Consider the following 22599-nt stretch of genomic DNA (forward strand, 5'->3'; position numbering starts at 1 on the left):
TGCCACAGCGATTCGGGCTACGTTGAAACGCATGACCGACACCACGCTGGAGCGCCTCACCCTGACCCCGGCCGAAACCGTCACCCGCTTCCTGGAGGCCGCCCAGAACGGCGACACCGAGTTCGCCGAGAAAGTCCTGGACGAACGCCTCGTCTACCAGAATGTTGGCCTGCCGACAATCCACGGTAGCCGCGCAGCGCTGAAGATCTTCGAGCCGCTCAAACGCCCGGGGTTCGGGTTCGAGGTGCAGATACACCGCACCACCACCAACGGGAACACCGTGATGAACGAGCGCCATGACGCCATCGTCATCGGCCCGCTGCGCCTGCAGTTCTGGGTGTGTGGGGTCTTCGAGGTCTCCGATGAGGGCACCATCACGCTGTGGCGCGACTACTTCGACATGTTCGACATGTTTAAGGCGACGGTGCGAGGTCTGATCGCCATCCCGTTCCCCGCACTGCGACCGAGGTTCTGAGATGACGGAAACACTCGCGATACGCGACGCCACCACCGTCGTCGAAGGCTTATGGGATGCCCTGCGGTTGGGTGATCTGGCTGCCATCGACGAATCCCTCGACGAGAACGTGAGCTGGGAGAACGTCGGGCTGCCCGCGGTGCGTGGACGACGTGCGGTCATGCGGTTCATGGGGCTGATGAACAGCCCGTGGGCCGGGTTCGACGTGAAGATCCATCGAATCGCTGCCGAGGGCAACACCGTGATGACGGAACGGACCGATGTGATCATCGCGGGCCCGCTGCATATCGGGTTCTGGGTCTGCGGGGTCTTCGAGGTCTCCGACGACGGCAGGATCGTCCTGTGGCGTGACTACGGCGACGTCCTGAACATCACCAAGGGTCTGGTGCGGGGCATCCTCGGGATCGCGATCCCTGCGCTGCGCCCGAAGCTCTGACTATCACGGCAGCGGGGTTTTGTCGGTATCCATCACCGCGCGGTACAGCATCACACCGCCAAGGATCAGCACGCCGACCACCAGCATCGGGACCAAGAGTTTGAAGATGGCGCCCACCACGAGGAATGCCAGCCACACGACCAGCAGCACGCCAATGATCTTCCACAACACAGGTACCCACCGTTCTCTCGACTTGCTGCGATAGAGCAAGCCTGGCAGGGGGATCAGCGCCTGAGGAACCCCGGAACCCGAAGATCAGGGAAAGATCGGGGATTACCCTGACAGCTGGCCGAGCTCGTCGAGTGCACCCGCCCAGCCGGTGAGACGGTCGGTGGCCGATACCAGGTCATCGAAGAGCGGGCCACGTGACATCGGCGATGCCACCACCGCACCACCGTTGCCGGCCGATACCAACTGCGCTGCCGCGGTAACCAACTCGTTGTATTGCCGCACACCGGTATCGAGCTGCGCGGTGAACGCGTTGATGGTGGGCTGCAGGAACTCCCGGGTATGCGGGGCCTCGACGGCGGCTCGCTCCATGGACACGACTTCCTTGGCGGTCGCCGCCATCACGAAGGCTGCCTCATTGGCGGCCGAAAGAACCTGACGTCCTTCACTGTCCGGAATCATGTTGCCGCGCTCCACTACTCCGAGGAGGGAGAACAGCCCGCGTTCAGCAGCATCCAACGCGGCCATGGGCGGACGCGCCGCCGATCCGGGCGGCGGCAGTCGCCGCTCCACACCGGGACGGGGCGGTGGCAGCGGCTCGGCCTTGAGGAAGCGGTACCGCACAAACAAATAGGTCGCCGGAATCGCGCAGCCGGCGGCAAGCAGACCCGGAATGATCAGCATCCAGAACGGCGCGCCAGTGGTCGCAAGCACTGTGGTGACGAGTACCAGGGCCGCGCAGGCCAGTGCCCAGCGGATACTCCAGCGCTTGGCTCGCAGCCGCTTTCGCAACAGCTTCTCGCGCTTATCGGACATCGCCCGCAAGCGGGCGGCAAGCTCCTCACCGAGATCGTTGACATTGTTCAACACCCGGCGCATCAGCTGCTCCCAGCTTCCTTGCACCGCGGCGCGGAGGGGTGGCTGGGGCGTCATGTTCACATTGTGCCCGAAAATTTCGCCGCCGCCGAGTGTGCATGTCAGCACAACAAATCCGCCGAGTGGGCGCGGGCGCTCACTCGGCGGATTTGGGAAGACAGGAAGTTACTGCTGGCCCAGCGGATTGGCCGGTTTGGCCGTCTCGGCCGCCGCGGGCGCCGAGATGGCCGAGTCGCCGGTGGGCAGCGCCTCACCCTTCATGGAAGCGCGGATCTGCTCCAGACGCGAATGCCCGGCCATCTGCACACTGGCCTGCTGCACCTCGATCATGCGGCCCTGTACCGAGCCCTGCGCCAGCTCCGCCGAGCCCAGAGCATTGGCATAACGGCGCTCGATTTTCTCGCGTACCTCGTCCAGGCTCGGGGTGTTACCGGGGGCGGCCAGCTCGCTCATCGAGCGCAGCGAGGCGGACACCTGCTCCTGCATCTTCGCCTGCTCCAGCTGGCTCAGCAGCTTGGTGCGCTCGGCGATGCGCTGCTGCAGCATCATCGCGTTCTGCTCGACAGCCTTCTTGGCCTGGGCTGCGGCGGCGAGCGCCTGGTCGTGCAGCGACTTGAGGTCCTCGACGCTCTGCTCGGCGGTGACCAGCTGGGCGGCGAAAGCCTCGGCGGCGTTGTTGTATTCGGTGGCCTTCGTGCCATCACCCCCACCGGTGGCTTGATCGGCGAGGTTGAGGGCCTGACGAACGTTGACCTGGAGCTTCTCAACATCGGCGAGCTGACGGTTGAGTCGCATCTCCAGCTGACGCTGATTCCCGATGACCGAGGCGGCCTGCTGTGAGAGCGCTTGATGATTCCGCTGGGCCTCCTCGATGGCCTGCTGAATCTGCACCTTCGGGTCTGCGTTCTCGTCGATCTTCGCGTTGAACAGCGCCATCAGGTACTTCCACGCCTTGACGAACGGGTTAGCCATGGGATCGATCCGCCTTCTGTCGCAATCGTCGATGTCTAGGTGGTGCGTGGGGTCCAACTTATCTGTTGCACGTCGATCCCCACACCCCCTACCGGGCGCAAAACAACGCGATCGCCACAGTAGTTAGGCGGCCGCCATTGCGCGAACCTGCGGGATGACGACCTTGGTTACGACATCGATCCCGCTGAGTGAGCCGGCCGTTGACGCCGACGCGGCCTGCGGAGCTGCATCGGGGGCCTCACGACGCGCCAGTCTGACGCTGACCTCGGATAACACCTCCGAAAGCGGGAGCTCGAGCGCACCGCAGATCGCGGCCAGCAGCTCGCTGGAGGCTTCCTTGCGGCCGCGTTCCACCTCGGACAGGTATCCCAAGCTGACGCGTGCCGTGTCGGACACTTCACGCAACGTCTTGCCCTGCCCGGAGCGAGCACGCCGCAGGGTGTCGCCGATGGCGTCTCGAAGCAACAGCGCCATGTCTATCTCCTTTTCCGGCAGCGGGACCGTCCGCGTCCGTACTGCGTAGTAGTTGAGTCTGACCTACTCAACGCTGTCCCGCAGCCGGAGGTTCCCGGAGGTTTGGGCTGATTGGTAGTTACGCACCTGCACGTCAGGAGCTGACGGAATCGAAGCCAGCGGTCACGTGAAGGATCCCTGGTAACCAACAATGAACACATCCGCACCACGCATGCTGAATACGCTGTCATCAAGGATGACTACCGATCCGGGCACAGCCAGTCACCAGCTGGATATGAAGGAGTTCTTTATGAGTGACAGGACACTCGGGCATGGCAAGATCCAGTTCGCAGGACGGTCGGAGCTGGAAGCATTCAATGCCGACATCGTGGCGCAGCTGCGAGCCAACGACGGAAAAGTCACCGACGGCCTATACGCCGGAGCGGACCGCTTCCTGTTGCTGCATACGGTGGGTGCCAAGAGCGGTGAACCAAGAGTCAGCCCGTTGTTTTACCTGGACTGGGAGGGCCACTGGTACCTTGTCGGCTCGTTTTGGGGCAACCGCAGTCATCCCGCATGGGTCTACAACCTGCGCGCGAACCCGAAGGCAACGGTCGAGATCAAGACCCGCACCGTCAACGTAATCGCCCGCGAGCTCACCCCCGACGAACACATCCGGGTCTGGGCACATCTGGTCCAGCTGGCGCCTGTCTTCGCCGAATACCAGCTCAAGACAGAACGGCGCATCAGCCTCTTCGAACTCACTGCCGAAACACAGGTTCAACCAACCAGAGAATGACGCGCCACCCGCCAAATCTATGGAACCCGTCTCGGCAGCCCCACCACCACGGACTCCACCCGGCACGTCTCCCCGATGATCAGGTCGTAGAGCCTGTCGAGAAAATTCTGATCGATACCGTGCTGCTCTCCGTACCGGGCTGCGCGCTCTTTGACGAACGCGATCCGTTGCGGCTGCATCACTGCCACTCCAGTCTCCGCTTTGTACTGACCGATCCGTACGCACGTTTCGATTCTCCGACGGAGCGCATCCAGGAATTGCTCATCGATCGTGTCGAGCTCATTGCGTAGCGCTTGCAGCGCAACAGGTGCATCACCACCACTGTGTGGAGTCAGCTGTGCTGTCATGCCATTCCTTTCTGTCGAACTTTGCGCTTACGAAGACTTCTGGCCCAATGGATTTGGCCAGGACGCGGGCAGCGCCTCGAGCATGTCCTGACCTTGGTTGCGGAGTCCACACGCGGTGGGCCCCAGAAAATCGTTGATCTCGGCGAACAGCGCACCGAAATTCGACTCGCCCTGCGCGAGAGCCCCATTCAGCCTGTGCAACCCCGTCGACAACGCCTCGCGAGCCCCCGGCGCATGAGGATTCGCATGCTGGATATCCCAATAGACCTCGGGGGTTCCGCCGGAGACACGTGCCAACAATGCAAGCAGCGCCTGAAAGGGAGGCGGCGCCACCCGCACCAATTGTTGGATATCGACACCGCTTTGCAGCAGCGCTGTTCCAAAACTAAGGATGGCCGAGTGCGTCAAGGCTTGCACGCTCGCGGTGATCGCGTCATGTTCGTCCGGCCCCATGAGAACAACGGGGAATCCGCCGTCCTCGATGACCTCCACGAGCGCCTTCCCTTTCGGCCCGTCGCGCAGCACTACCGCGGCCACCGGGCGCCCCTGTGCCCCCAGTGACGGCGCGAACATCGGGTTCAGGCTCATCGCCTCGACATCGGCGTCTACCGATGCCCAGGTCGTGGTGATGGTGGCCTTCACCGAGAGCGTGTCGGCAAGCAGCGCACCGGGCTTCACCAGCGACGCGATGACGGGAAGGGCCGCGCATACAACGTTCTCCGGCACGGCCAGCAGCACCAGATCCGCATCGGTGAGGGCCGCGCGCAGCCGCTGCCCGGACTGCAAAATGTCTCCTTCGACCACACGATGTGAGCTCCCTGATTCGCCAATCGCTGTGCCCGGCAGGTCAACCACCGTCGTCTCCAGTCCGCCCACCGCGAACAGGTTGGCGAACAGTGCCCCGACGGCACCGGCACCCCCGACGACGATCACGTTGTCAAGGGGATTCAGCACCGCGGCTCGCCCGTCTCGGCACCGGCAAGCGCGGTGAGAATGGGACGGGACTTCACCACGGTTTCTTCGTACTCACGCTGCGGATCCGATAACGCCACAATGGCCCCGCCCACTCCGAACGTCGCCGCGCGGTCCGTGACAACCAGCGCCCTGATGACAATGCTGAGATCTGCTGCGCCGCAGAGTGAAAACCAGCCGAGGGCTCCCGAATACACACCCCGCGGTCCGTCTTCGAGTTTGTCGATCAACTCCATGGCACGAACTTTGGGAGCACCTGTCATGGATCCGCCCGGAAAGGCAGCCCGCACGCAATCGACGGCACTCACCTCGTCGCGCAACGTCCCCCTGATGGTCGAGATCAGTTGATGGACAGAGGAATAGGATTCGACGTACATCATGTCCGGCACGTGCACAGAGCCCACGTCACAGACCGCGTTGAGATCATTGCGCAGTAGGTCGACGATCATGAGGTTCTCAGCACGGTCCTTCTCGCTGTGCATGAGCTCCAACCTCAGGTGCTCGTCCTCTACTTCGGTCAGTCCCCGCGGCCGGGTTCCCTTTATCGGCTTGGACTCGACGACGCGATCTGAACCGATCGTCAGGAATCGCTCGGGGGATCCGCTGAGCACAGACACCCCGGGGAACTGCAGCAGCGCCCCGTAGGGCACCGGGCTGACCTCGCGAAGTTGCAGATAGGTGGCCGGCACGTCGATTTCCGCATCGACCTCGACCTCGTTGGTCAAGCAGATCTGATAGGCCTCCCCGTCGCGTATCTCGTGCAGGGATTTCTCGATTCTCTCCAGATACGCACTCTTGCTGTGCCGGGGATGCAGCAGACCATGCCGCTCGAACACAACGGGCACGGGTGCCAATGTGCTCGGCTCCCTCGACGCAGACTCGCACTCCGTCAGTGACTCGATCTGTCGGGTGACCGAGTCCATCCAGAGGTCGGCGGTGGGATCCTCATCGGAAGCGACCAGGGCAAGCAGATGGCAGTTGCGCTGCTCGTGATCCATGACCACCGCTCGGTCGACGAAGAGCATTGCCGCATCTACCGTCGGGGATGTGTGCGCGTTCGCCCCGAAGAGGTCGGCCTTCAGCTCGTAGCCGAGAAAGCCGACGTACCCCAGATTGAAGTTGAAAGGCAGATCGTCAGGCTTTTCGACGAATCGAGCCCGCAACTCACGGTCGAGGTAGTCGAAAATAGATCCGTCGACCATTTCCTCTCGGCCGTCGGGTAACACCACCCGAACCTTTTGTTCGGACACACGGTAGGAAACAAACTCGGCCAGCGGCCCGCCACCGCTTCCCAGGATCGAATAGCGGGACACACCGTCGATAACCGCGCTACTGTCCAACCAGAATGACATCGACGATTCCGCAAAGCATTCTTGATATATGGCGGCCGCCGCGGGGAAATTCGCGAGAACCCGCGATTTCACCACGGCGGAACTCTGCATGGGTAGCTGAAACCGGCGCCGCCGTGTCGACGTCAGGGCCAGATCTCGGAAGTTACTCATAAGCTCGGCGCCGAACTCGGTCCCGATGGATTCGGGGTGAAACTGCACTCCCCAGATCGGCGCAGTGCGGTGCCGGACGGCCATCACCAAGCCGTCATCGGTCCATGCGATCTCCTCGAGATCCCTGGGCGTCTCCTCGACGATCAACGAGTGATACCGAATCACCGACATCGGCGACGGAACACCCTTAAACAGGTCAACTCCATTGTGCCGCAATTTTGAAGCGCGTCCGTGCATCGGCTCCGGGGCATGACGAACCGACCCGCCGAACATGTGCGCGATACCTTGATGCCCAAGACACACCCCCAAAGCGGGAAGCCCGCTTTCGACAATCACACGGGCGCTGATGCCGAAGTCACGTGCGCGGTCGGGCCGCCCGGGCCCCGGCGATATCACAACGGCGTCGTACTCGTCGAGCATTAGTTGCGACCACTGCACGTCATTGCGCACCACCGTCGGCGGCCGACCACATACTTCGCCGATGAGTTGATACAGGTTGTAGGTGAATGAGTCATAGTTATCGATGAGCAGCATTTTCATGTGCCGAACCCCAAAGGTTGGCAACGGCCGGATCCGCTCCAGGGATTGGAGACAGTTTTTACTTGACCCGTAATTTGGCCACTCCCGTATGTCAATTTTATTAACGCTGTCGAATCGGTTCATGCACGCTACCGCACAGCAATCCGGACCGGTAGACATTCGCATCAGCCACGGCGCACTAAATTGCGCGAATCCGGCTGCCTAATCGCTGGACCGGATGGGCAAAGGTGAGGCATGATGCACCATGCGGTGGAAACCACGCCATACTGCGCCTTCGCTCCCGCATTCGAACATCACCCCGGTAGGAATTAACCATGGCAGCCAGACCCAACGCGCATTCTGGCGAGGGTCCGATGATTGAAACCCGGGGAAACAGTCGACGCGTGCTCATCGTCGGGCTGGGAATCAGCGGTATGGCCGCGGCGATTCGCCTGCATCAGATCGGGTGGACGCCGGTCATCGTGGAACGCGCACCGGTACGTCGCACCGGGGGCAATTTCGTCATCGTCTTCGGCTCGGGCCAGTGGGCCGCAAAAAGACTCGGGATCAGTCCGTACTTGCATGACCGGCGCCCAACGGGAATCTCCTACGAATACGGTCGGAAGGGCAGCCGTCGTGTCGGCGGTAACTTCGCCGACCTCCCCGGTAAAGCCTGGATGGTGCTACGTGGCGACGTGGAAGCCGCGGCGTTTCAGGCGCTTCCCGAGGACGTGGAGATCCGCTACTCCACCATTCCCATGAAAATCGACCAGCACGCGGGTGGTGTGTCGGTCACGCTGTCCAACTGTGCTGATTCAGCCGATGCCGCCGTCTATACGGAGGATTTCGACCTGGTTGTGGGCGCCGACGGATTGCGATCCACGGTACGAGAACTCGCATTCGGGCCTGATGAGAAATACCTGCGGCCCCTCAACCATATTGTCGCGACATTCGAGATGCCGCAGAAGCTCACCGATTTGGCGACCGATGATGGCGCGTGGTTGGTCGAATCGGGGCGCTCGCTCATCGTCTATCCCATGCGCGACCGCATGCCGACAGCGCAGCTCTCGTATCTGACCGATGACGTCGATGCGGAGTTCACCGAACCTCCGGCAGTACGGCTGCGCAAGGTGTTCGGATCGCGTCCCTACGGCCGGTTACTCACGGAAGTGCTTGATGCATTTGACGCCGCCGATCAGTACCTCTTCGACTCCGTGCAGCAGGTCCACATGGACCGCTGGCACCACGATCGCGTGGTGCTTGTCGGTGACGCGGCTTGGTGCGAAACGATGTATTCCGGGCTCGGGGTGTCATCGGCGCTGGCCGGACCGGACCTGCTGGGAACCATGCTTGACCGCTACCCCACCGACCTGAACACGGCGTTTGTCGAGTGGGAACGCACCCTGCGGCCATTCATCGACGCCTACCAACGCTTTGGACTCAAGCAACGTTTCTTCTTCACACCCGAGAACCGCACGGAATTGGTCATGCGTCGCGTACTGGCGCGGCTCACCCAGACGCCTTTGACCCGAACGCTGCTCACGCTCCTGACCCGTCGCAGCAAGACCGCACGCCTCAAGGATCAAGACATCGGCGCATACCGCTGAGCTCAGGCGGGTTTCACCCGCGGACGCAGCGCTTGCACCAAATAGTCGATGCCGGTGATGAGGGTGAGCGCCACCGCCAGACCCATCAGCACCACGGCGGCGGTATGCCAGTACCCGGTCAACGGCAACAGATAGCCGGCAATCGCCAACGACTGCACCATCGTCTTGAGCTTGCCGCCGCGGTTTGCGGGGATTACGCCGTGGCGCAGCACCGAGAAGCGCAGCACCGTGATCCCGACCTCTCGCACCAGGATGACCGCGGTAACCCACCACGCGAGATCTCCGAGCACGCTCAGGCCCACCAGCGCCGCACCGATGAGCGCCTTATCGGCGATCGGGTCTGCAAGCTGGCCGAATGGGGTGACCAGGCCGTAGCGGCGGGCCAGCACTCCGTCATATCGGTCCGTGGCGATGGCCACCGCGAACACCCCGAAAGCGGCAATGCGCCAGGAAGTTTGGTGCCCTCCCTCGGTGAAGAGGACAACGATGAACACCGGCACCAGCACGATGCGCAGCATCGTCAGGATGTTGGCAATGTTCAGCAGCGGCACGGGCGCAGCAGATGCCTCGGAATCAGGCTGGGTTTCCGGTGGCATCGGCACGTCAATCACCCTATCTGTTCTAGAGCTGGCTACTGTTCACGCATGAGCGCTGAAGGTACATCCGGCATCTCAGGGAATCCGGGGCACACCGCCCCTGCGGTGACCGTTCGTCGTGCCCGTACCTCCGATGTACCCGCCGTCAAGGCGCTCGTCGACGTCTACGCCGGGCGCATCCTGCTGGAGAAGAACCTGGTGACGCTCTACGAGGCCGTCCAGGAGTTCTGGGTTGCCGAGGTCGACGGGGAGATCGTGGGCTGTGGCGCCTTGCACGTGCTGTGGTCCGACCTCGGCGAGGTACGCACCATCGCGGTGCACCCCCGGCTCAAGGGGGCCGGTGTCGGGCATGTGCTTGTCAGCCGCCTGCTCGAGGTGGCCAGGGAGCTCGAACTCCAAAGGGTGTTCGTGCTGACATTCGAGGTCGACTTCTTCACCAAGCACGGGTTCAGCGAGATCGACGGCACCCCGGTGACAGCCGAGGTGTACGAGGAAATGTGCCGCTCCTACGACACCGGCGTGGCCGAGTTCCTCGACCTGAGCTACGTGAAGCCGAACACCCTGGGTAACACCCGGATGCTCGTCCACCTTTGATTCCCCTCACAAGAGGGCAGGTGTCGTCCATGATCGAGGCATGCCAAGACTGCGCCAAGTTTCCCGTGCCGACACCAACGATCAACTCGTACATCGCATGTATGACCAGATCTTCGGCGACCGCGACCCCGTCACCGAACCGGGAACAACCACGGGCACACCGGGTGACTGGTGGTCGGTTTTCGCTCTCGTGCCCGATGCTCTGAAACACGCGGTCCAGGGTTTCGCGTTCTACCGCAGTGCCGATCGCACACTGGACCCGGTACTGCGTGAACTCGGCCAGACTCGGGCCGGTTGGGCTCGCCGCAGCCAGTTCGTCTTCTCCCAGCACTGCAAGTCGTGCCGCATCGTTGGCATGACCGAGGAGATGATCGCCGCCATCCCCTCCTGGGGCACGGCCGACTGTTTCACACCGGTACAGCGGGCCGTCCTTGCCTACACCGACTGTCTGGTGTTGGACGGCGGCCGCGTACCCGACGGGGTGTTCGCCGCGCTGCAGGCCCATCTCTCTGATGAGGAGATCCTGGAGCTCACCTACATCACCGCCATGTACGAGATGCATGCGGTGATGAGCACCGCGTTGCGTTTGGAGTGGGATGACCGCGACGAACCGATAGTGGAGATCGCCGCGCCCGAGGGATTCACGTCGTTCGACGTCGGCGACGCCATCGCGCTACGACGGGACGAGTAGTAGCTCAGCGCCTTATCTGTGCGTGCTCCGCGAGCACTGCCGCAACGTCTGGATGGCCGGGCACCCACTGGCCCGCCATCGCGTGCGTTGTTGTCACGCTGCCTGCCTCCTTGACTCCTCGAACCTCCATGCAGCCATGGGCTGCGGTGATGAAACAGGCGGCACCCACCGGTGAAAGTTCTTCTTGCACCGCGGTTGTCACCTGGTATCCGATACGCTCCTGCACCTGTAGGCGCCGCGCATAACCGTGCACCACCCGGGCCAGCTTCGAGAGGCCGACAACCTCGCTACCTGTACCGGGCCGGTAGGCAACCGTCGCAACCCCGGTGATGGGCAGCAGATGATGTGCGCACGTGGACACGAGCCGTATCCCAGCCACGATCACCAGACCGGGATCGCTCGGCGCCGGGAAGCGCCGGCGCAGGTGGACGGCGGGGTCCTCGTCGTATCCGGCAAGCGATTCCGCCCACGCCCTGGCCACGCGCCCCGGAGTGTCCTCCGTGTGCTCGTCGTCACCGACTCCGGTTGCCAGCAGTAGATCGGTAACAGCGGATTTCACCTTCTCCACATCGATCATCGAAGTGTGCTCCTTCCTCTATTCATGCGCTCAACGACGGCCATTCGGTCAATTCCGCTGCATTGACATGTGTTTCGGTCACCTTGACGCGGTGCACTGTGACATTGGGCCAACCGGCCTCGGCAATGAATCCGGCGGTGACCCGGGCCAGCAGTTCGGAAACGTTCTCCACCGTGGGCCACTCCAAACCGTGGGAAGGTGCATCGAGGCCGAATCGGAAAAGCTTCGATCGCTCTGCCTCTAGAGCCGGCACAAGCGAATCCGCGTGTCCGAGCATCGCGCCGTGATCGAGATTGGCGTCGATCCAGTCTCTCAGCCGTGCCTTGAGTATCCCGAAGTCGACGAGGATCCCTTGCTCGTTCAATGCCCCGGCCACCGTGATCTCGGCCCACCATGAATGCCCGTGCAGGTTCACGCACTTTCCACCAAGGATGGGCAGCCGATGCGCGGTCTCGAAATTGTGCCTCACCGTCACTGTCCGTGTCGCTGTCCGGCCACTGGTCGGGAACAACCCGAACTCCCTTGAACTCGAATGCAATTCGCGCATCTGCACAAGCTTCGCTACCTGCAACTTGCACCATGGCGACACCGAACGGGCATCGGTGAGCACTTCATCGCACAACTGCGTCCACGGTAGCCACCGGTAACCCGCCACCTCGTCCGGGTTCGGAATCGGGACCTCAGCAATCGTGCCCACATAGACCGGACAGACTTCGTTCTCAACGACACCGTTCTCCATGGCCGCCCGATAGCGAAAGTCTGGCAGCACCAGTTGCGGTGGTGACATCTGGACACCGAGCTCGTAATGCACGCGTTCGATGATCGCTTCGGAAACATCCGCGCCCGGAGGTGGATGTCCGCAGCAGCTATTCGACCAGATACCCGGCCAGGTCGGCTTACTCCAGGCACGCTGAGTAAGGAGCACGAACCGATATGACGGATCGAACAGGTAGCAGGAAAAGGCAAGGTGCAGTGGAGTGTTGTCGTCATGCACGGTGGCCTTGGGTGCGATGCCGCACGCGCGCCCGGTCTCATCCAGGAGGACCACGTCGTCAGTCATGGCTGCGCCGTTCCCATCGAATCGGCAATGCGTCGCGCACGTTGACCATCGGCAGAGCCGCACGCCACGTGGCCGGGTCGGGCAGAACTGGGCAGGTGAATCGTTGTATCAATGCCAGCAATGCTTCTTCCAATTCGATTCGGGCCAAGCCAGAACCGAGGCAGCGGAAGATCCCCCCGCCGAAAATCAGTTGGCGCTTCTGGTGTTTGGCGAGAATGTCGAAAGTGCCCGCACCGTCATACGCTCTCGGATCTCGGGTTGCGCTCGGCGGGCAGAACATCACGAACTGGCCCGGCTCGAGGGTGAGGTCACGGTAGTCGATCCGCTCGGTGGCGAAGCGGAAGATCGCACGGATCTGCGGCGCGAAACGCAACACCTCGTCGACCGCCTGGCCTATCAGCTCCGGGTTTCGATGAACCAACTCCCACTGCCGCGGGTGGCGGTGAAATGCGATCAGCGCCCGGCCCAGCTGACGAGCCACCGATTCCTGACTGGCCCAGGCGATATCCAGGACAAGCCCCTCTGCTTCTGCCCTGCTCAGCAGGGCCGTTCCGGAAACCTCTGCGGCAAGGAAAGATACGAAATCCTCGCCAGGCTCTCGCAGCCGAAACTCAAAGAGACCATGGACGTACTTCTTGAGCTGCTCGATACCCTGATCAATGATCGGCAACACCGCAGGCAGGTCACTCCATACGAACACCAGACCGGCGTCCTTCGACACCAATCGGAACATCTCATGATCGCCATCCGGAACACCCAGCAAGCGCGCGATTGCCCCGCTGGCATAGGGGGATCCGAATCGCTCCGCGAAGTCGACGATTTCGTCGGCCGGCATATCTTGAGCCAGGTTCTGTGCCAATGTCCGCAACGCTGGGCGCAGCGCCTCAACTCGCTTGGGGCTCAGGCCCGGAGCGGCCACGGACCGTAGGCGCAGGTGGTCTTCCTGTGGGGTGTTGCGCACCGTAGTGATCCACCAGTCGTACATCGGACCTGACGTGACCCCGTTCATACGCAGGAACCGGCGACCGTCTAGACCGAGGCGGGGATCTTTGAGAAGCTCCGCGCACTCTTCATAGCGCAGAACGACCGGGCCCTGTGGACTCTGCGCGAACCAATACTGCTCGCGGGCCCGATCAACCTCATCCGAGGCGAGATCGAAGTCCCGACTCAAGAGATCGAGAAAAGGCACCGAAGGTGCTGAAAGCATGGCGTTCTCCTGCGTAACTATCTGCTGATGAGGACGTAGACGGCGGGTACCACGGTCGACCAGGCCAGGATTGGCGCGTAGTAAGGCAGATACTTCGTGTATGAGCGCACCACGTCGACACCGTCGGCGACGGGCTTGCCGATCACGCGGCGCAAGATGCTGGCGTTGACCGCCAATGCGATACCAACACCGAGTCCATACGGCAGCAGCGCCCACGAGAATCCGCCAAGCTCGAGCACTGCCCACGTGACCAGTCCGGCGCCAAGCCCCACCAGAACGGTTCCCAGCACGAACGCACGTGTAAGACCAAGAGCGCGAACCGAAGTGAGCACACCAAACTGCTCGTCCTCGGGGATGTCCTCGGCTGTTTTGGCCACCATCACGCCGTTGAGAGTCAGACCCATTCCGAAAATCGCCACGAGCGTGAACCATTCGATCGGATACGGCAATGAGCGAATGACGATCAGCCCAGGCACGATCGTGAGAGTGATGTTCAGCACGGGAATCTGCCAGATCCCCCGGCCTTTCAGCCGTAGTGGCGGCAACGAGTACTGGGTTCCAAAGAACAATGCCACCAAGCCAATACCAACCAGATCCCAGTGCCGGGTGGTGAACATCAGGTACATCCCGAGCACTACGCAGAGCACAATGGTGGCGTTGATCTCACGCCGTACACGCGTTTCACCTAAACCGAACACCGCAGTGGCCTGCCGCGACTTGTGCGCGAGGTCTTGCTCACGGTCGGCCAGGCAGTTCACCATATTGCATATCTGTTCGCCCTGAATGACCAGCACCGCAGCGGCCAAGAATGGCAGGGACACTAGGTCCGTCCACGAATGTGCGCTGAGAAACCCGGCAACCAGAATGGTTGCCACGGTGCTGGAGAGGAACTCTGTACGACGGATGTGCACGGAGTACCGCATACGTATCCGCCATGATGTTGGCGTCTCTTCGTGGACGAGTTGAACCATTATGCGATCACTTTCCTGGGGTGGGCATCCGGTACGGCTATGCAACACGAGTCGCCATATACTGAATGAGATTCGAAAATGCCTGGCGTGCAGGATTTTCCGGAAGCTGCAACAGGTCGCTCTGCGCCTGGCCGCCCAGTTCAACAAGCTTTTGTGCAGCGAGTTTCACTCCTTGCGCCTCGTTGATAAGAGACAGTGCCTCGTCGACGAGACGCGGGTCGTCGATCGGCCCGTGGAGTAACTCACGCAGCCGGCGGCCGGCAGGGCCGTCATCACGCATGGCATAGAGCATGGGCAGGGTGACAATCCCCTCCCGTAAGTCAGTACCGATGGCTTTCCCTGACTGCTCGAAATCAGAAGAGACGTCGATGATGTCGTCGGAGATCTGAAACATCGTTCCGAGCAGATCGCCAAATCGGTACAGACAGTCGACATGTTCCTTACGAGCACCTGCAAGCTGCGCCCCCAACTGACCTGCCGCCGCAATGAGCACGCTTGTCTTGCGCCGAATGGTGATCCAGTAATGAGCCTCTGGATCGGTCTCCGCAGAAGCCCCCATCGTCTCCTGCATCTGCCCGGCCACCAGCTCCGTGAACGTCACACCGATGATGTCCATCGCCTGCTCCCCCAATGCGGCCGCGATCCGCAGTACACGGCCAATCAGATAGTCGCCCGCGAGAACGGCGATTTTGTTGTCCCACATCACATTCGCGGAACGCACCCCGCGGCGCACCAGCGCACCATCCATCACATCATCGTGATAGAGCGTTGCCAAATGAGCGATCTCGATCATCGCCGCCGCGAGCACCACCTGAGGATCGTCGGCACGGGGCCCGAACTGCGCCGCCAATAGCGTGAACAGCGAGCGGAAACGCTTCCCGCCGGCCCGCGAGAGATGCGACACCGCGTCCAGGACACGCTCGTCGTAGTCGGCTAGCTCAATGGCGAACCGCTGCTCAACATCCTGGAGCCCTTGCCGCGCAATCTGCGTAAGCACCGGATCACCCAGATCAATCCCGCCCACCAAGACGCCGCCGCTAACCGACACGGATGACTCCCTTCAACGACCTTCTCGGGGATATCGCCAGGCGCATACCATGTTTGGGGCGGAGCGTTATCTTCGATAACATCTCCACTCGGTGCCCGGGGTCATGCTCGAATCGGTAGTTCTGAATCAGCGCAGCCAGCACCAGCTGGCCTTCCATCAATGCGAAATGCTTGCCAATACAGACATGCGGGCCACCGCCAAACGGCGCGTACGCACGGTGATGAACCCCAGCCGGTTTGTCTCCAATGAAACGAGCAGGGTCGAACTGCCCAGGGTCGCGCCACTGCTCGGGATCACGCCCGATGTTGAAGACGCTGATAAGCAGCCGCGCACCCTTAGGTATCCGATAGCCCCCGAGCACGGTGTCTTCACTGACCAACCTCGGCAGGATTGGCGCAGAAGGATACAGCCGCAACGCCTCGCTCACTACCTGCTGTGCGTAGGGCAGGTGCGCCAGGTCATCCAGCGTGGGTAGACGGCCACCCAGCACGCTATCCACTTCCGCCTCCAGCACTTCGCGCGCACTGTCGTTCTGCGAGAGCAGGTATAGCGCCCAGGTGAGGGTTTGTGCCATCGTTTCGTGGCCCGCGGCGAAGGTCGTGATCACCTCGTCCCGGATTTCGGTGTCGCTGAGCCCCTCACCGGTTTCCGCATCCTGCGCACTGAGGAGCATGTCAAGTAGGTCCCCTCCAGTGCCAGGGCATTCCCGCCGCGACCGAATCAGCCCGTACACGAAATCGTCGAAAGAACCCATAAGCGCCCGAAACCGCCGGTTGGCCGGAGTGGGCACAACCAATGGGGGACTGAAAGGATTCTGCTGCCGGTTGAATGCGTACGTCAGGATCTCCTCGACCGATTCCGGTGTGACGATGATTTCCGCATCGGCCGCCTTCATGCCAAACATGCAGCGCGACACAATATCCAGGGTCGCCCGGATGATGACCGGATGGATGTCCACGACAGCGCCGCTCCGGGAGACCTCCGCCAGATCGGCAAGCATGGCCTCCGCGCACTCAACCATCGTCGAGTACATCCCCGCGATACTGGGCCGCGAGTAAAGGGGCTGCATCATCCGTCGATTGCGTTTCCAGTGATCATGGTCGGCGGTCGTCAGCAACCCCTGCCCGAGCACCAGACGCAATGGGCTGGTGTTGCCGAGCTTGCCGTACACGGCCGTGTTTGCAAGCACTTCGGCGGCAAGTTGGTAGTCCGAGACGCAATAGACCTGCAAGGGGCCCAGACGGTAGCGGACCACTCCTCCATGGCGTTCCCAACCGATCCGGGTCGCTTCGAGAATGTCCCGACGGAACGCAAGGATGCTCCCCAACAATGGGGTTCCGGGAGCCAGCGGCGCGAGAGAACTACCCGACGATCCGCCATCGGCAGCATTAGCTGAAGGTTTATCCGTACGCGATCTCGAGAGCCTCATGCAAGCAGCCTTCCGCTATGGCGAGAACCACATCTGTACATCCGTGCGACCTAAGTCACACGCCGCTTGGGGAGGAACACTGTCACAACACCGGCGGATATCCAAGGGAAGGTTATTTGCTGAACGCTGTGTCAATCGTCACTTCGCCTTAGTCTTGACAAGAGTATTCATCAAGACTACAAGCGCAGTGATCGTCTCATTAACTCGGCAGCGCAATAGTACAAATCTTTACTCATGCCTATTTACCTGCACAAATGACAGACTTCCCATCACGGAGTCGCCGGCCGATTAGTTCCGTTTCCCTTCGAGTGACCGGGGTGGCTCATTGGCCAGAAATTGTCGACAGCCCAGCGAAATAGTTACTGCGAGCGAGTCGACCGAAGTAAATCTGGCTAACGTCCGTATCCAGTTCTGAGTAATGAAACCCCAACGGGCTTCCCGTTCTACAGGAGCCCACTGCGCACGCTCAGGGAAGTACTCACCAATATCTCCTTCGTTGCTACAGCAACGAAGGAGATCATCGTCGACGGACCCCGGCTCGCATAATCGACACCAGGAAATACACCCAGTGGCTCAGAAGTCTTCGGGGACGCCGCCATCGTCTTCGTCCTCGTCGGATCCCCCGCCGCCTCGAATGGAGGCGAGCACCGCCGCGAGTTCGTCGGGTTTCGCGAGCACCTCGCGGGCCTTGGATCCCTCGCTGGGGCCCACGATTCCGCGGTTTTCCATTAGATCGATGAGACGGCCGGCCTTGGCGAAGCCCACGCGCAGCTTGCGCTGCAGCATCGAGGTGGAGCCAAACTGGCTCGATACAACCAGCTCGACGGCCTGCAGCAAGGCATCCATATCGTCACCGATATCGGGGTCGACGTCCTCTTTGCCTGGTCCGCCACCGACCTTGGCCTTGGTGACGCCCTCGTTGTAGTCGGGTTCGGCCTGCTCCTTGGCGGCGGACACCACCGCGCTGATCTCTTCGTCGGTGATGAACGCACCCTGCATGCGGATGGGCCGCCCCGCCCCCATCGGCAGGAACAGCGCGTCGCCCATACCGATGAGCTTTTCGGCGCCGGGCTGGTCCAGGATGACGCGGCTGTCGGTGAGCGATGACGTCGCAAAGGCAAGGCGTGACGGCACATTCGTCTTGATGAGGCCCGTGACGACATCCACCGACGGACGCTGAGTGGCCAGCACCAGGTGGATACCGGCCGCGCGCGCCTTCTGCGTGATGCGCACGATGGCTTCCTCGACATCGCGGGGGGCGGTCATCATCAGGTCGGCGAGCTCGTCTACGACGGCGAGAATGAAGGGGTACGGACGGTACTCACGCTGGCTGCCCAACGGTGTGGTGATCTCGCCGGAGCGCACCTTCGCGTTGAAGTCGTTGATGTGCCGGACCTTGCTGGCCTGCATATCCTGGTAGCGCTGTTCCATCTCCTCCACCAGCCACGTCAGGGCGGCCGCCGCCTTCTTAGGCGAGGTGATGATCGGCGTGATCAGGTGCGGAATGCCTTCGTAGGGCGTCAATTCCACCATCTTCGGGTCGATCAGGATCATCCTGACCTCCTCCGGGGTGGCGCGTGCCAGCAGAGAGACGAGCATCGAGTTGACGAAACTCGATTTACCCGAACCGGTGGAACCGGCGACCAGCAAGTGCGGCATCTTGGCCAGGTTGGCCGAAATGAAGTCGCCCTCAATGTCCTTGCCCAGACCGATCAACAGCGGATGGTGATCCCGGCGGGTCTCGGGCGCGGTCAGCACGTCGGCCAGGCGCACCATCTCGCGGTCGGTATTCGGCACCTCGATACCCACCGCGGATTTACCAGGGATCGGGGCCAGCAGGCGCACGCTGTCGGTGGCCACCGCGTAGGCGATATTGCGTTGCAGCGCGGTGATTTTCTCCACCTTGACGCCGGGGCCGAGCTCGACCTCGTAACGGGTGACGGTAGGACCGCGGTTGAAACCGGTGACCGCGGCGTCGACCTTGAACTGCTCCAGCACCCCGGTGATCGCGGCGATCATGTCGTCATTGGCCGCGCTGCTCTCCTTCGGCGGGTCTCCTGCGATGAGCAGATCCAGCGAGGGCAGCATGTAGGGACCCTCGATCACCCGATCAACAACGGGCATCTGCGGTTTCGGCTTGGTCTTCTTGGTCGATTTGACCACCGGCACGGGCTTGGGTGCGGACGGAACGGATGCGGGCGCCGCGGCAACGTCCACGCTGTCTTCCTGGAGGGGGTAGTTCTCCATCGGCGTTGCCCCGCGCGTGAATTCACGTGTCGCCTCGTAATCGTCTTCCGGCTCCACGGCGTCGTCCGCGTTCTCGTCGTCCTCGTCCCAGTCCTCGTCCCATTCGTCATACTCCCGGGGCGAGAACATGTTCCGCAGCGTGTCGGGGATATCGCGAATGGTGGTGCCGGTCAGGAGCAGCACCCCGAAGACGATCGCCATCAGGAGTAGCGGTGCGGCGATCCATGCGGTGAGGCCTTGTGCAAGCGGTCCACCGATCACAAAGCCGACGAAGCCGCCCGCGATCGAACGTCCCTCGGGGCCATCGGGTGAACCGGCGAACAGATGCCACAGGCCGAGGATCGGCAAGGCGACCATCGCGAAGCCCAGGAGCAGACGCGGACGCTCCTCGGGATTCGGCTCGGTGCGCATCAAGAACACGGCGATGACGAGAGTGATCACCGGAACCAACACCACACCGGAACCGACGACGGCACGGAAGACACTGTCGATCCAGCCGCCAACTGGTTTGGCCGCGTGGAACCACGAGCTGGCACCCACCACGAACGCCAGACCCAGCAATGCCAACGCAACACCGTCGCGCCGATGGCCGTGCTCGATGTCGCGAGCCCGGCCTACCGACCGAAAAAGGGTTCCCACTCCTTGCGCGCAGGCGTGCCAGCCTGCGCGGGCGCCACGACCCACTGCCACCAGCGGCGCCGACCAGTGCTGGTTACGACGCTGGTTACGGCGGCGCGGGGCCGGACGACGGGTGGGCGCAGTGTTACGCGACCGGGTTCCCGATTTGGTGTTCCGGCCACGTGAACGGCTGACAGTCTTACTCGCCATGGCCGACAGCCTAGTCGCAATAGCCACATCTGCACCATCTACAACACGGATAAAAGCGCATGTAGGCAAATGTTTTGTCACCTACGCGAGGCCGCCCTGAGACGGTCTCGTGACCTTCGAAACGCGGCTTAGCGGTCGGGACGCGGCTTCGTCTCACCCAGCCAGGACTGATTCGCCGCGATGTAGAACTGGTCGCCGTTGTAACTGCTGGCCGAATGGCCCCGGAAGCAGTAGACGCCGGCGTCCTTGGTCACCGCGCATTTCACGGCACGATAGTTGAGGTAGTTGCCCGGCGTAAGCACCGGCGGACGCGTCCCTGGGGCGAACAGTGGTTCGTTGGTGGTGTCGAAATGCGCGCGCCAATCGCCAGGAAACCAGGCCACCTGGTTCGCACCGGGAGGTGCCCCGGGGAACGAACCATTGCAGCCAAAGCTGCCGTCGATCCAGATCGCACAGGTCAACCCTCGTGGCGTCGAGAACCAGGCGCCATCGGTGTCATCGCGCAGAAATGGCTCGAAGTCGGCCTGTTTGAACTTGGTGATGTTGTTGACGTCGGGATACGGATTCGGATCCCCGGAGATATCTGGATCCGCAGCCGCGGAGGCCAGCGACCCCAGGACCATTCCCAGTGTCAGCGTGGCGACGCCGGCCAATCGAGTTAGAAACCGCACTCCAACCCTCCCCATATTTGTGGTTACCGAGTCAGCAAAATAGCGAGGCTGATTGTAACCAGACCTTTTGGCTCGCCGAAGGAAATCCGACGAGACACTTGACAATGACTGTTGCCAACATGGCCGGATGCTCGCTAGCCTTCTCCCATGAGTGGCAACGGCGCCCTATCAACCGCATCACCTGTCGAAACGCACCCCTACGACTGCTACTGGCGGCCCGGCAACAAGCTGCGGCCGGCGCCGCCACGGTTGCGCTACGACGCCATGTGGACGCAATCACGCGAGGACATCCTGAAACCGTGGATGGAGTTCCACGAGATCCCACCGGAGACACCGCGGACCCGGCTGCTCGTCGATCACCTGTGGCAGGGCGATGAGCTCATGGACGCCGTGGTGGACCGCATCCGCAAGATGCCCGCGCGCCAGGGGCGCGCGATGCTCAACCAAGCCCTCGACCATGGCATCGAATCGGTCGAGAATCCGCCGGCGGAGTTCGTGGCGCTGTTCGAGCAGCTCGACAACCCGCCCGACTGGTACGACCCGAATCTCTGGGAGCGGGGGCGCCAACTGTGGAACGACTCGTCGCTCGCCGCGAAGTTCGGCATGGGATTCGGGGACACCTTCGGCACCTTCGTGGGCGATGAGGTCGCCTACGCCACCGGTGCGACAGGAAGATTCGTCAACGACACACTGCGGCGCAACCTGGAAACCACCGCATGGTTCCGGAAGATGACCTATCGCGGTGCTCTGGAACGCTTTTCGGAGCCCTTCAAGGACACCGTGCGGGTGCGTTTGATGCACTCACAGGTGCGCGCCGGACTGCGGCGGTCCTGGGGTAACGAGCAGTTCGCTCATCACGGCAACCCGATCTCCAATTCGATGATGATGGGTGCGGCGATGACCTTCGGGCTCATTCCGCCGCTCATCGACCACCAGCATGGGCGCACGCGCACGACGGCTGATCTCGAGGCAGCCGTGATGTATTGGGCCTACATCGCCTATGTCTTCGGCGTGGCCGACGAGCTCATTCCGAAGTCGGTGGCCGAGGGCATGGAAACCATGGACTACATGGTCGCCTACGCCGGTGGACCCTCGGAGTGGACCGACATCATGATGAACGCAGCATTCGGCTTCGTGGACAAGGGATTTACCGGACGCGTCGGTCGACTGGTCTTCACTCCCGTTCTCGGTATCGCCGCGTACTACGGCGGCGAGGAGCTGGTGCGAGCGCTGGTGCGCGCCACTCCCCTGCGTGACGCCCGACTACAGCCGTGGACTGCGTTAACGGGTATCGCTGTGCACGCCAACGTGCAGTTCCGGCGCGTCCTAGACAAGCTGCCCGGCGCCAAACAGCGTGCCCGGCAACGCAATGGCGAGCTGCTCTGGTGGTCTGCCACCGTGCTGAACCAGGCACTGGCCAAGTTCGGCGGGATGCACGACGCGTCCTATACCCACCATGACGCGACAGCGGCGACACCGGCAGGATGCCCGGTGCCGCACGCGCCGCATGTCAGCGGCTAGGCGCGCCAATCTGGGTCTTCATCCCTTCCATAG

The 22599-nt window shown here is 62.1% G+C and carries 23 protein-coding genes; 7 read left to right on the top strand and 16 right to left on the bottom strand.

Going from position 1 to position 22599, the window contains the following annotated elements:
- The first annotated feature begins 31 nt into the window (after positions 1 to 31).
- Together MLB1_RS01260 and MLB1_RS01265 are read left to right on the top strand one after the other, a co-directional pair.
- Positions 32 to 475: a limonene-1,2-epoxide hydrolase family protein gene (locus tag MLB1_RS01260; protein ID WP_180747946.1), complete on the top strand. Its 444-nt coding sequence runs from the start codon at positions 32 to 34 to the stop codon at positions 473 to 475.
- 1 nt (position 476) lies between these two features.
- Positions 477 to 911, top strand: a complete 435-nt coding sequence (locus tag MLB1_RS01265) for a limonene-1,2-epoxide hydrolase family protein (protein ID WP_180747947.1) — start codon at positions 477 to 479, stop codon at positions 909 to 911.
- A 3-nt stretch (positions 912 to 914) separates the two neighbouring features.
- Here MLB1_RS01265 and MLB1_RS01270 read toward each other — a convergent pair whose 3' ends face one another.
- The 4 genes from MLB1_RS01270 to MLB1_RS01285 all read right to left on the bottom strand — a co-directional run bounded on the left by MLB1_RS01270 (position 915) and on the right by MLB1_RS01285 (position 3401).
- Positions 915 to 1082 (bottom strand): hypothetical protein, encoded by a 168-nt coding sequence (locus MLB1_RS01270; RefSeq protein ID WP_180747718.1) that lies wholly within the window; start codon positions 1080 to 1082, stop codon positions 915 to 917.
- A gap of 102 nt (positions 1083 to 1184) precedes the next feature.
- Entirely contained in the window at positions 1185 to 2012 is an 828-nt protein-coding gene (locus MLB1_RS01275) for a hypothetical protein (protein ID WP_180747948.1), read from the bottom strand.
- Positions 2013 to 2120: 108 nt separating this feature from the next.
- A complete protein-coding gene (gene pspA / locus MLB1_RS01280) occupies positions 2121 to 2927 on the bottom strand; it encodes a phage shock protein PspA (RefSeq protein WP_180747949.1) in 807 nt (268 codons plus the stop codon).
- Positions 2928 to 3050: 123 nt separating this feature from the next.
- On the bottom strand, positions 3051 to 3401 hold the full coding sequence (locus MLB1_RS01285) for a helix-turn-helix transcriptional regulator (RefSeq protein WP_180747950.1): 351 nt from the start codon (positions 3399 to 3401) through the stop codon (positions 3051 to 3053).
- Positions 3402 to 3690: 289 nt separating this feature from the next.
- On the opposite strand from MLB1_RS01285, the gene MLB1_RS01290 reads away from it, so the two are divergent.
- Positions 3691 to 4179: a nitroreductase family deazaflavin-dependent oxidoreductase gene (locus MLB1_RS01290; protein WP_180747951.1), complete on the top strand. Its 489-nt coding sequence runs from the start codon at positions 3691 to 3693 to the stop codon at positions 4177 to 4179.
- Positions 4180 to 4196: 17 nt separating this feature from the next.
- Here MLB1_RS01290 and MLB1_RS01295 read toward each other — a convergent pair whose 3' ends face one another.
- From MLB1_RS01295 to pabB, 3 genes are read right to left on the bottom strand one after another with little or no spacing between them, the layout of a single operon-like run.
- On the bottom strand, positions 4197 to 4526 hold the full coding sequence (locus tag MLB1_RS01295; RefSeq protein WP_180747952.1) for a chorismate mutase family protein: 330 nt from the start codon (positions 4524 to 4526) through the stop codon (positions 4197 to 4199).
- A 27-nt stretch (positions 4527 to 4553) separates the two neighbouring features.
- Complete coding sequence (locus MLB1_RS01300; RefSeq protein WP_180747953.1) at positions 4554 to 5480, bottom strand: prephenate dehydrogenase dimerization domain-containing protein; 927 nt, start codon at positions 5478 to 5480, stop codon at positions 4554 to 4556.
- Entirely contained in the window at positions 5474 to 7540 is a 2067-nt protein-coding gene (gene pabB / locus MLB1_RS01305) for an aminodeoxychorismate synthase component I (protein ID WP_180747954.1), read from the bottom strand. Before pabB ends, MLB1_RS01300 begins: the two co-directional genes overlap by 7 nt.
- A 314-nt stretch (positions 7541 to 7854) precedes the next feature.
- Here pabB and MLB1_RS01310 point away from each other — a divergent pair, with 314 nt between their 5' ends.
- On the top strand, positions 7855 to 9126 hold the full coding sequence (locus tag MLB1_RS01310) for an FAD-dependent monooxygenase (RefSeq protein WP_219602516.1): 1272 nt from the start codon (positions 7855 to 7857) through the stop codon (positions 9124 to 9126).
- 2 nt (positions 9127 to 9128) lie between these two features.
- Here MLB1_RS01310 and pgsA read toward each other — a convergent pair whose 3' ends face one another.
- On the bottom strand, positions 9129 to 9728 hold the full coding sequence (gene pgsA / locus MLB1_RS01315) for a CDP-diacylglycerol--glycerol-3-phosphate 3-phosphatidyltransferase (protein ID WP_180747955.1): 600 nt from the start codon (positions 9726 to 9728) through the stop codon (positions 9129 to 9131).
- 42 nt (positions 9729 to 9770) lie between these two features.
- On the opposite strand from pgsA, the gene MLB1_RS01320 reads away from it, so the two are divergent.
- Both MLB1_RS01320 and MLB1_RS01325 read left to right on the top strand, forming a co-directional pair.
- Positions 9771 to 10316, top strand: coding sequence for an amino-acid N-acetyltransferase (locus tag MLB1_RS01320; RefSeq protein ID WP_219602517.1), 546 nt, complete (start codon positions 9771 to 9773; stop codon positions 10314 to 10316).
- Between the two features lie 40 nt (positions 10317 to 10356).
- Positions 10357 to 11007, top strand: coding sequence for a carboxymuconolactone decarboxylase family protein (locus tag MLB1_RS01325; RefSeq protein WP_180747956.1), 651 nt, complete (start codon positions 10357 to 10359; stop codon positions 11005 to 11007).
- A 4-nt stretch (positions 11008 to 11011) separates the two neighbouring features.
- On the opposite strand, the gene folE is transcribed toward MLB1_RS01325, so the two are convergent.
- From folE to MLB1_RS01365, 8 genes are all read right to left on the bottom strand, one after another.
- Entirely contained in the window at positions 11012 to 11584 is a 573-nt protein-coding gene (gene folE, locus MLB1_RS01330) for a GTP cyclohydrolase I (protein WP_180747957.1), read from the bottom strand.
- Between the two features lie 22 nt (positions 11585 to 11606).
- Positions 11607 to 12644, bottom strand: a complete 1038-nt coding sequence (gene idi, locus MLB1_RS23920; RefSeq protein WP_219602518.1) for an isopentenyl-diphosphate Delta-isomerase — start codon at positions 12642 to 12644, stop codon at positions 11607 to 11609.
- Complete coding sequence (locus tag MLB1_RS01340; protein WP_180747958.1) at positions 12637 to 13851, bottom strand: cytochrome P450; 1215 nt, start codon at positions 13849 to 13851, stop codon at positions 12637 to 12639. The genes idi and MLB1_RS01340 overlap by 8 nt, the downstream gene beginning before the upstream one ends.
- A gap of 17 nt (positions 13852 to 13868) precedes the next feature.
- On the bottom strand, positions 13869 to 14822 hold the full coding sequence (locus MLB1_RS01345) for a UbiA family prenyltransferase (protein WP_180747959.1): 954 nt from the start codon (positions 14820 to 14822) through the stop codon (positions 13869 to 13871).
- 37 nt (positions 14823 to 14859) lie between these two features.
- On the bottom strand, positions 14860 to 15870 hold the full coding sequence (locus MLB1_RS01350; RefSeq protein ID WP_371750537.1) for a polyprenyl synthetase family protein: 1011 nt from the start codon (positions 15868 to 15870) through the stop codon (positions 14860 to 14862).
- Positions 15860 to 17299, bottom strand: a complete 1440-nt coding sequence (locus MLB1_RS01355) for a cytochrome P450 (RefSeq protein WP_180747960.1) — start codon at positions 17297 to 17299, stop codon at positions 15860 to 15862. The genes MLB1_RS01350 and MLB1_RS01355 overlap by 11 nt, the downstream gene beginning before the upstream one ends.
- A gap of 573 nt (positions 17300 to 17872) precedes the next feature.
- Positions 17873 to 20374: a DNA translocase FtsK gene (locus MLB1_RS01360; protein ID WP_180747961.1), complete on the bottom strand. Its 2502-nt coding sequence runs from the start codon at positions 20372 to 20374 to the stop codon at positions 17873 to 17875.
- A gap of 128 nt (positions 20375 to 20502) precedes the next feature.
- A complete protein-coding gene (locus MLB1_RS01365) occupies positions 20503 to 21045 on the bottom strand; it encodes a hypothetical protein (RefSeq protein ID WP_180747962.1) in 543 nt (180 codons plus the stop codon).
- 147 nt (positions 21046 to 21192) lie between these two features.
- On the opposite strand from MLB1_RS01365, the gene MLB1_RS01370 reads away from it, so the two are divergent.
- Positions 21193 to 22566, top strand: a complete 1374-nt coding sequence (locus tag MLB1_RS01370; RefSeq protein WP_180747963.1) for an oxygenase MpaB family protein — start codon at positions 21193 to 21195, stop codon at positions 22564 to 22566.
- Positions 22567 to 22599: the final 33 nt, after the last annotated feature.

It is taken from the genome of Mycobacteroides sp. LB1 (assembly GCF_013449725.1).
GTDB lineage: Bacteria > Actinomycetota > Actinomycetes > Mycobacteriales > Mycobacteriaceae > Mycobacterium.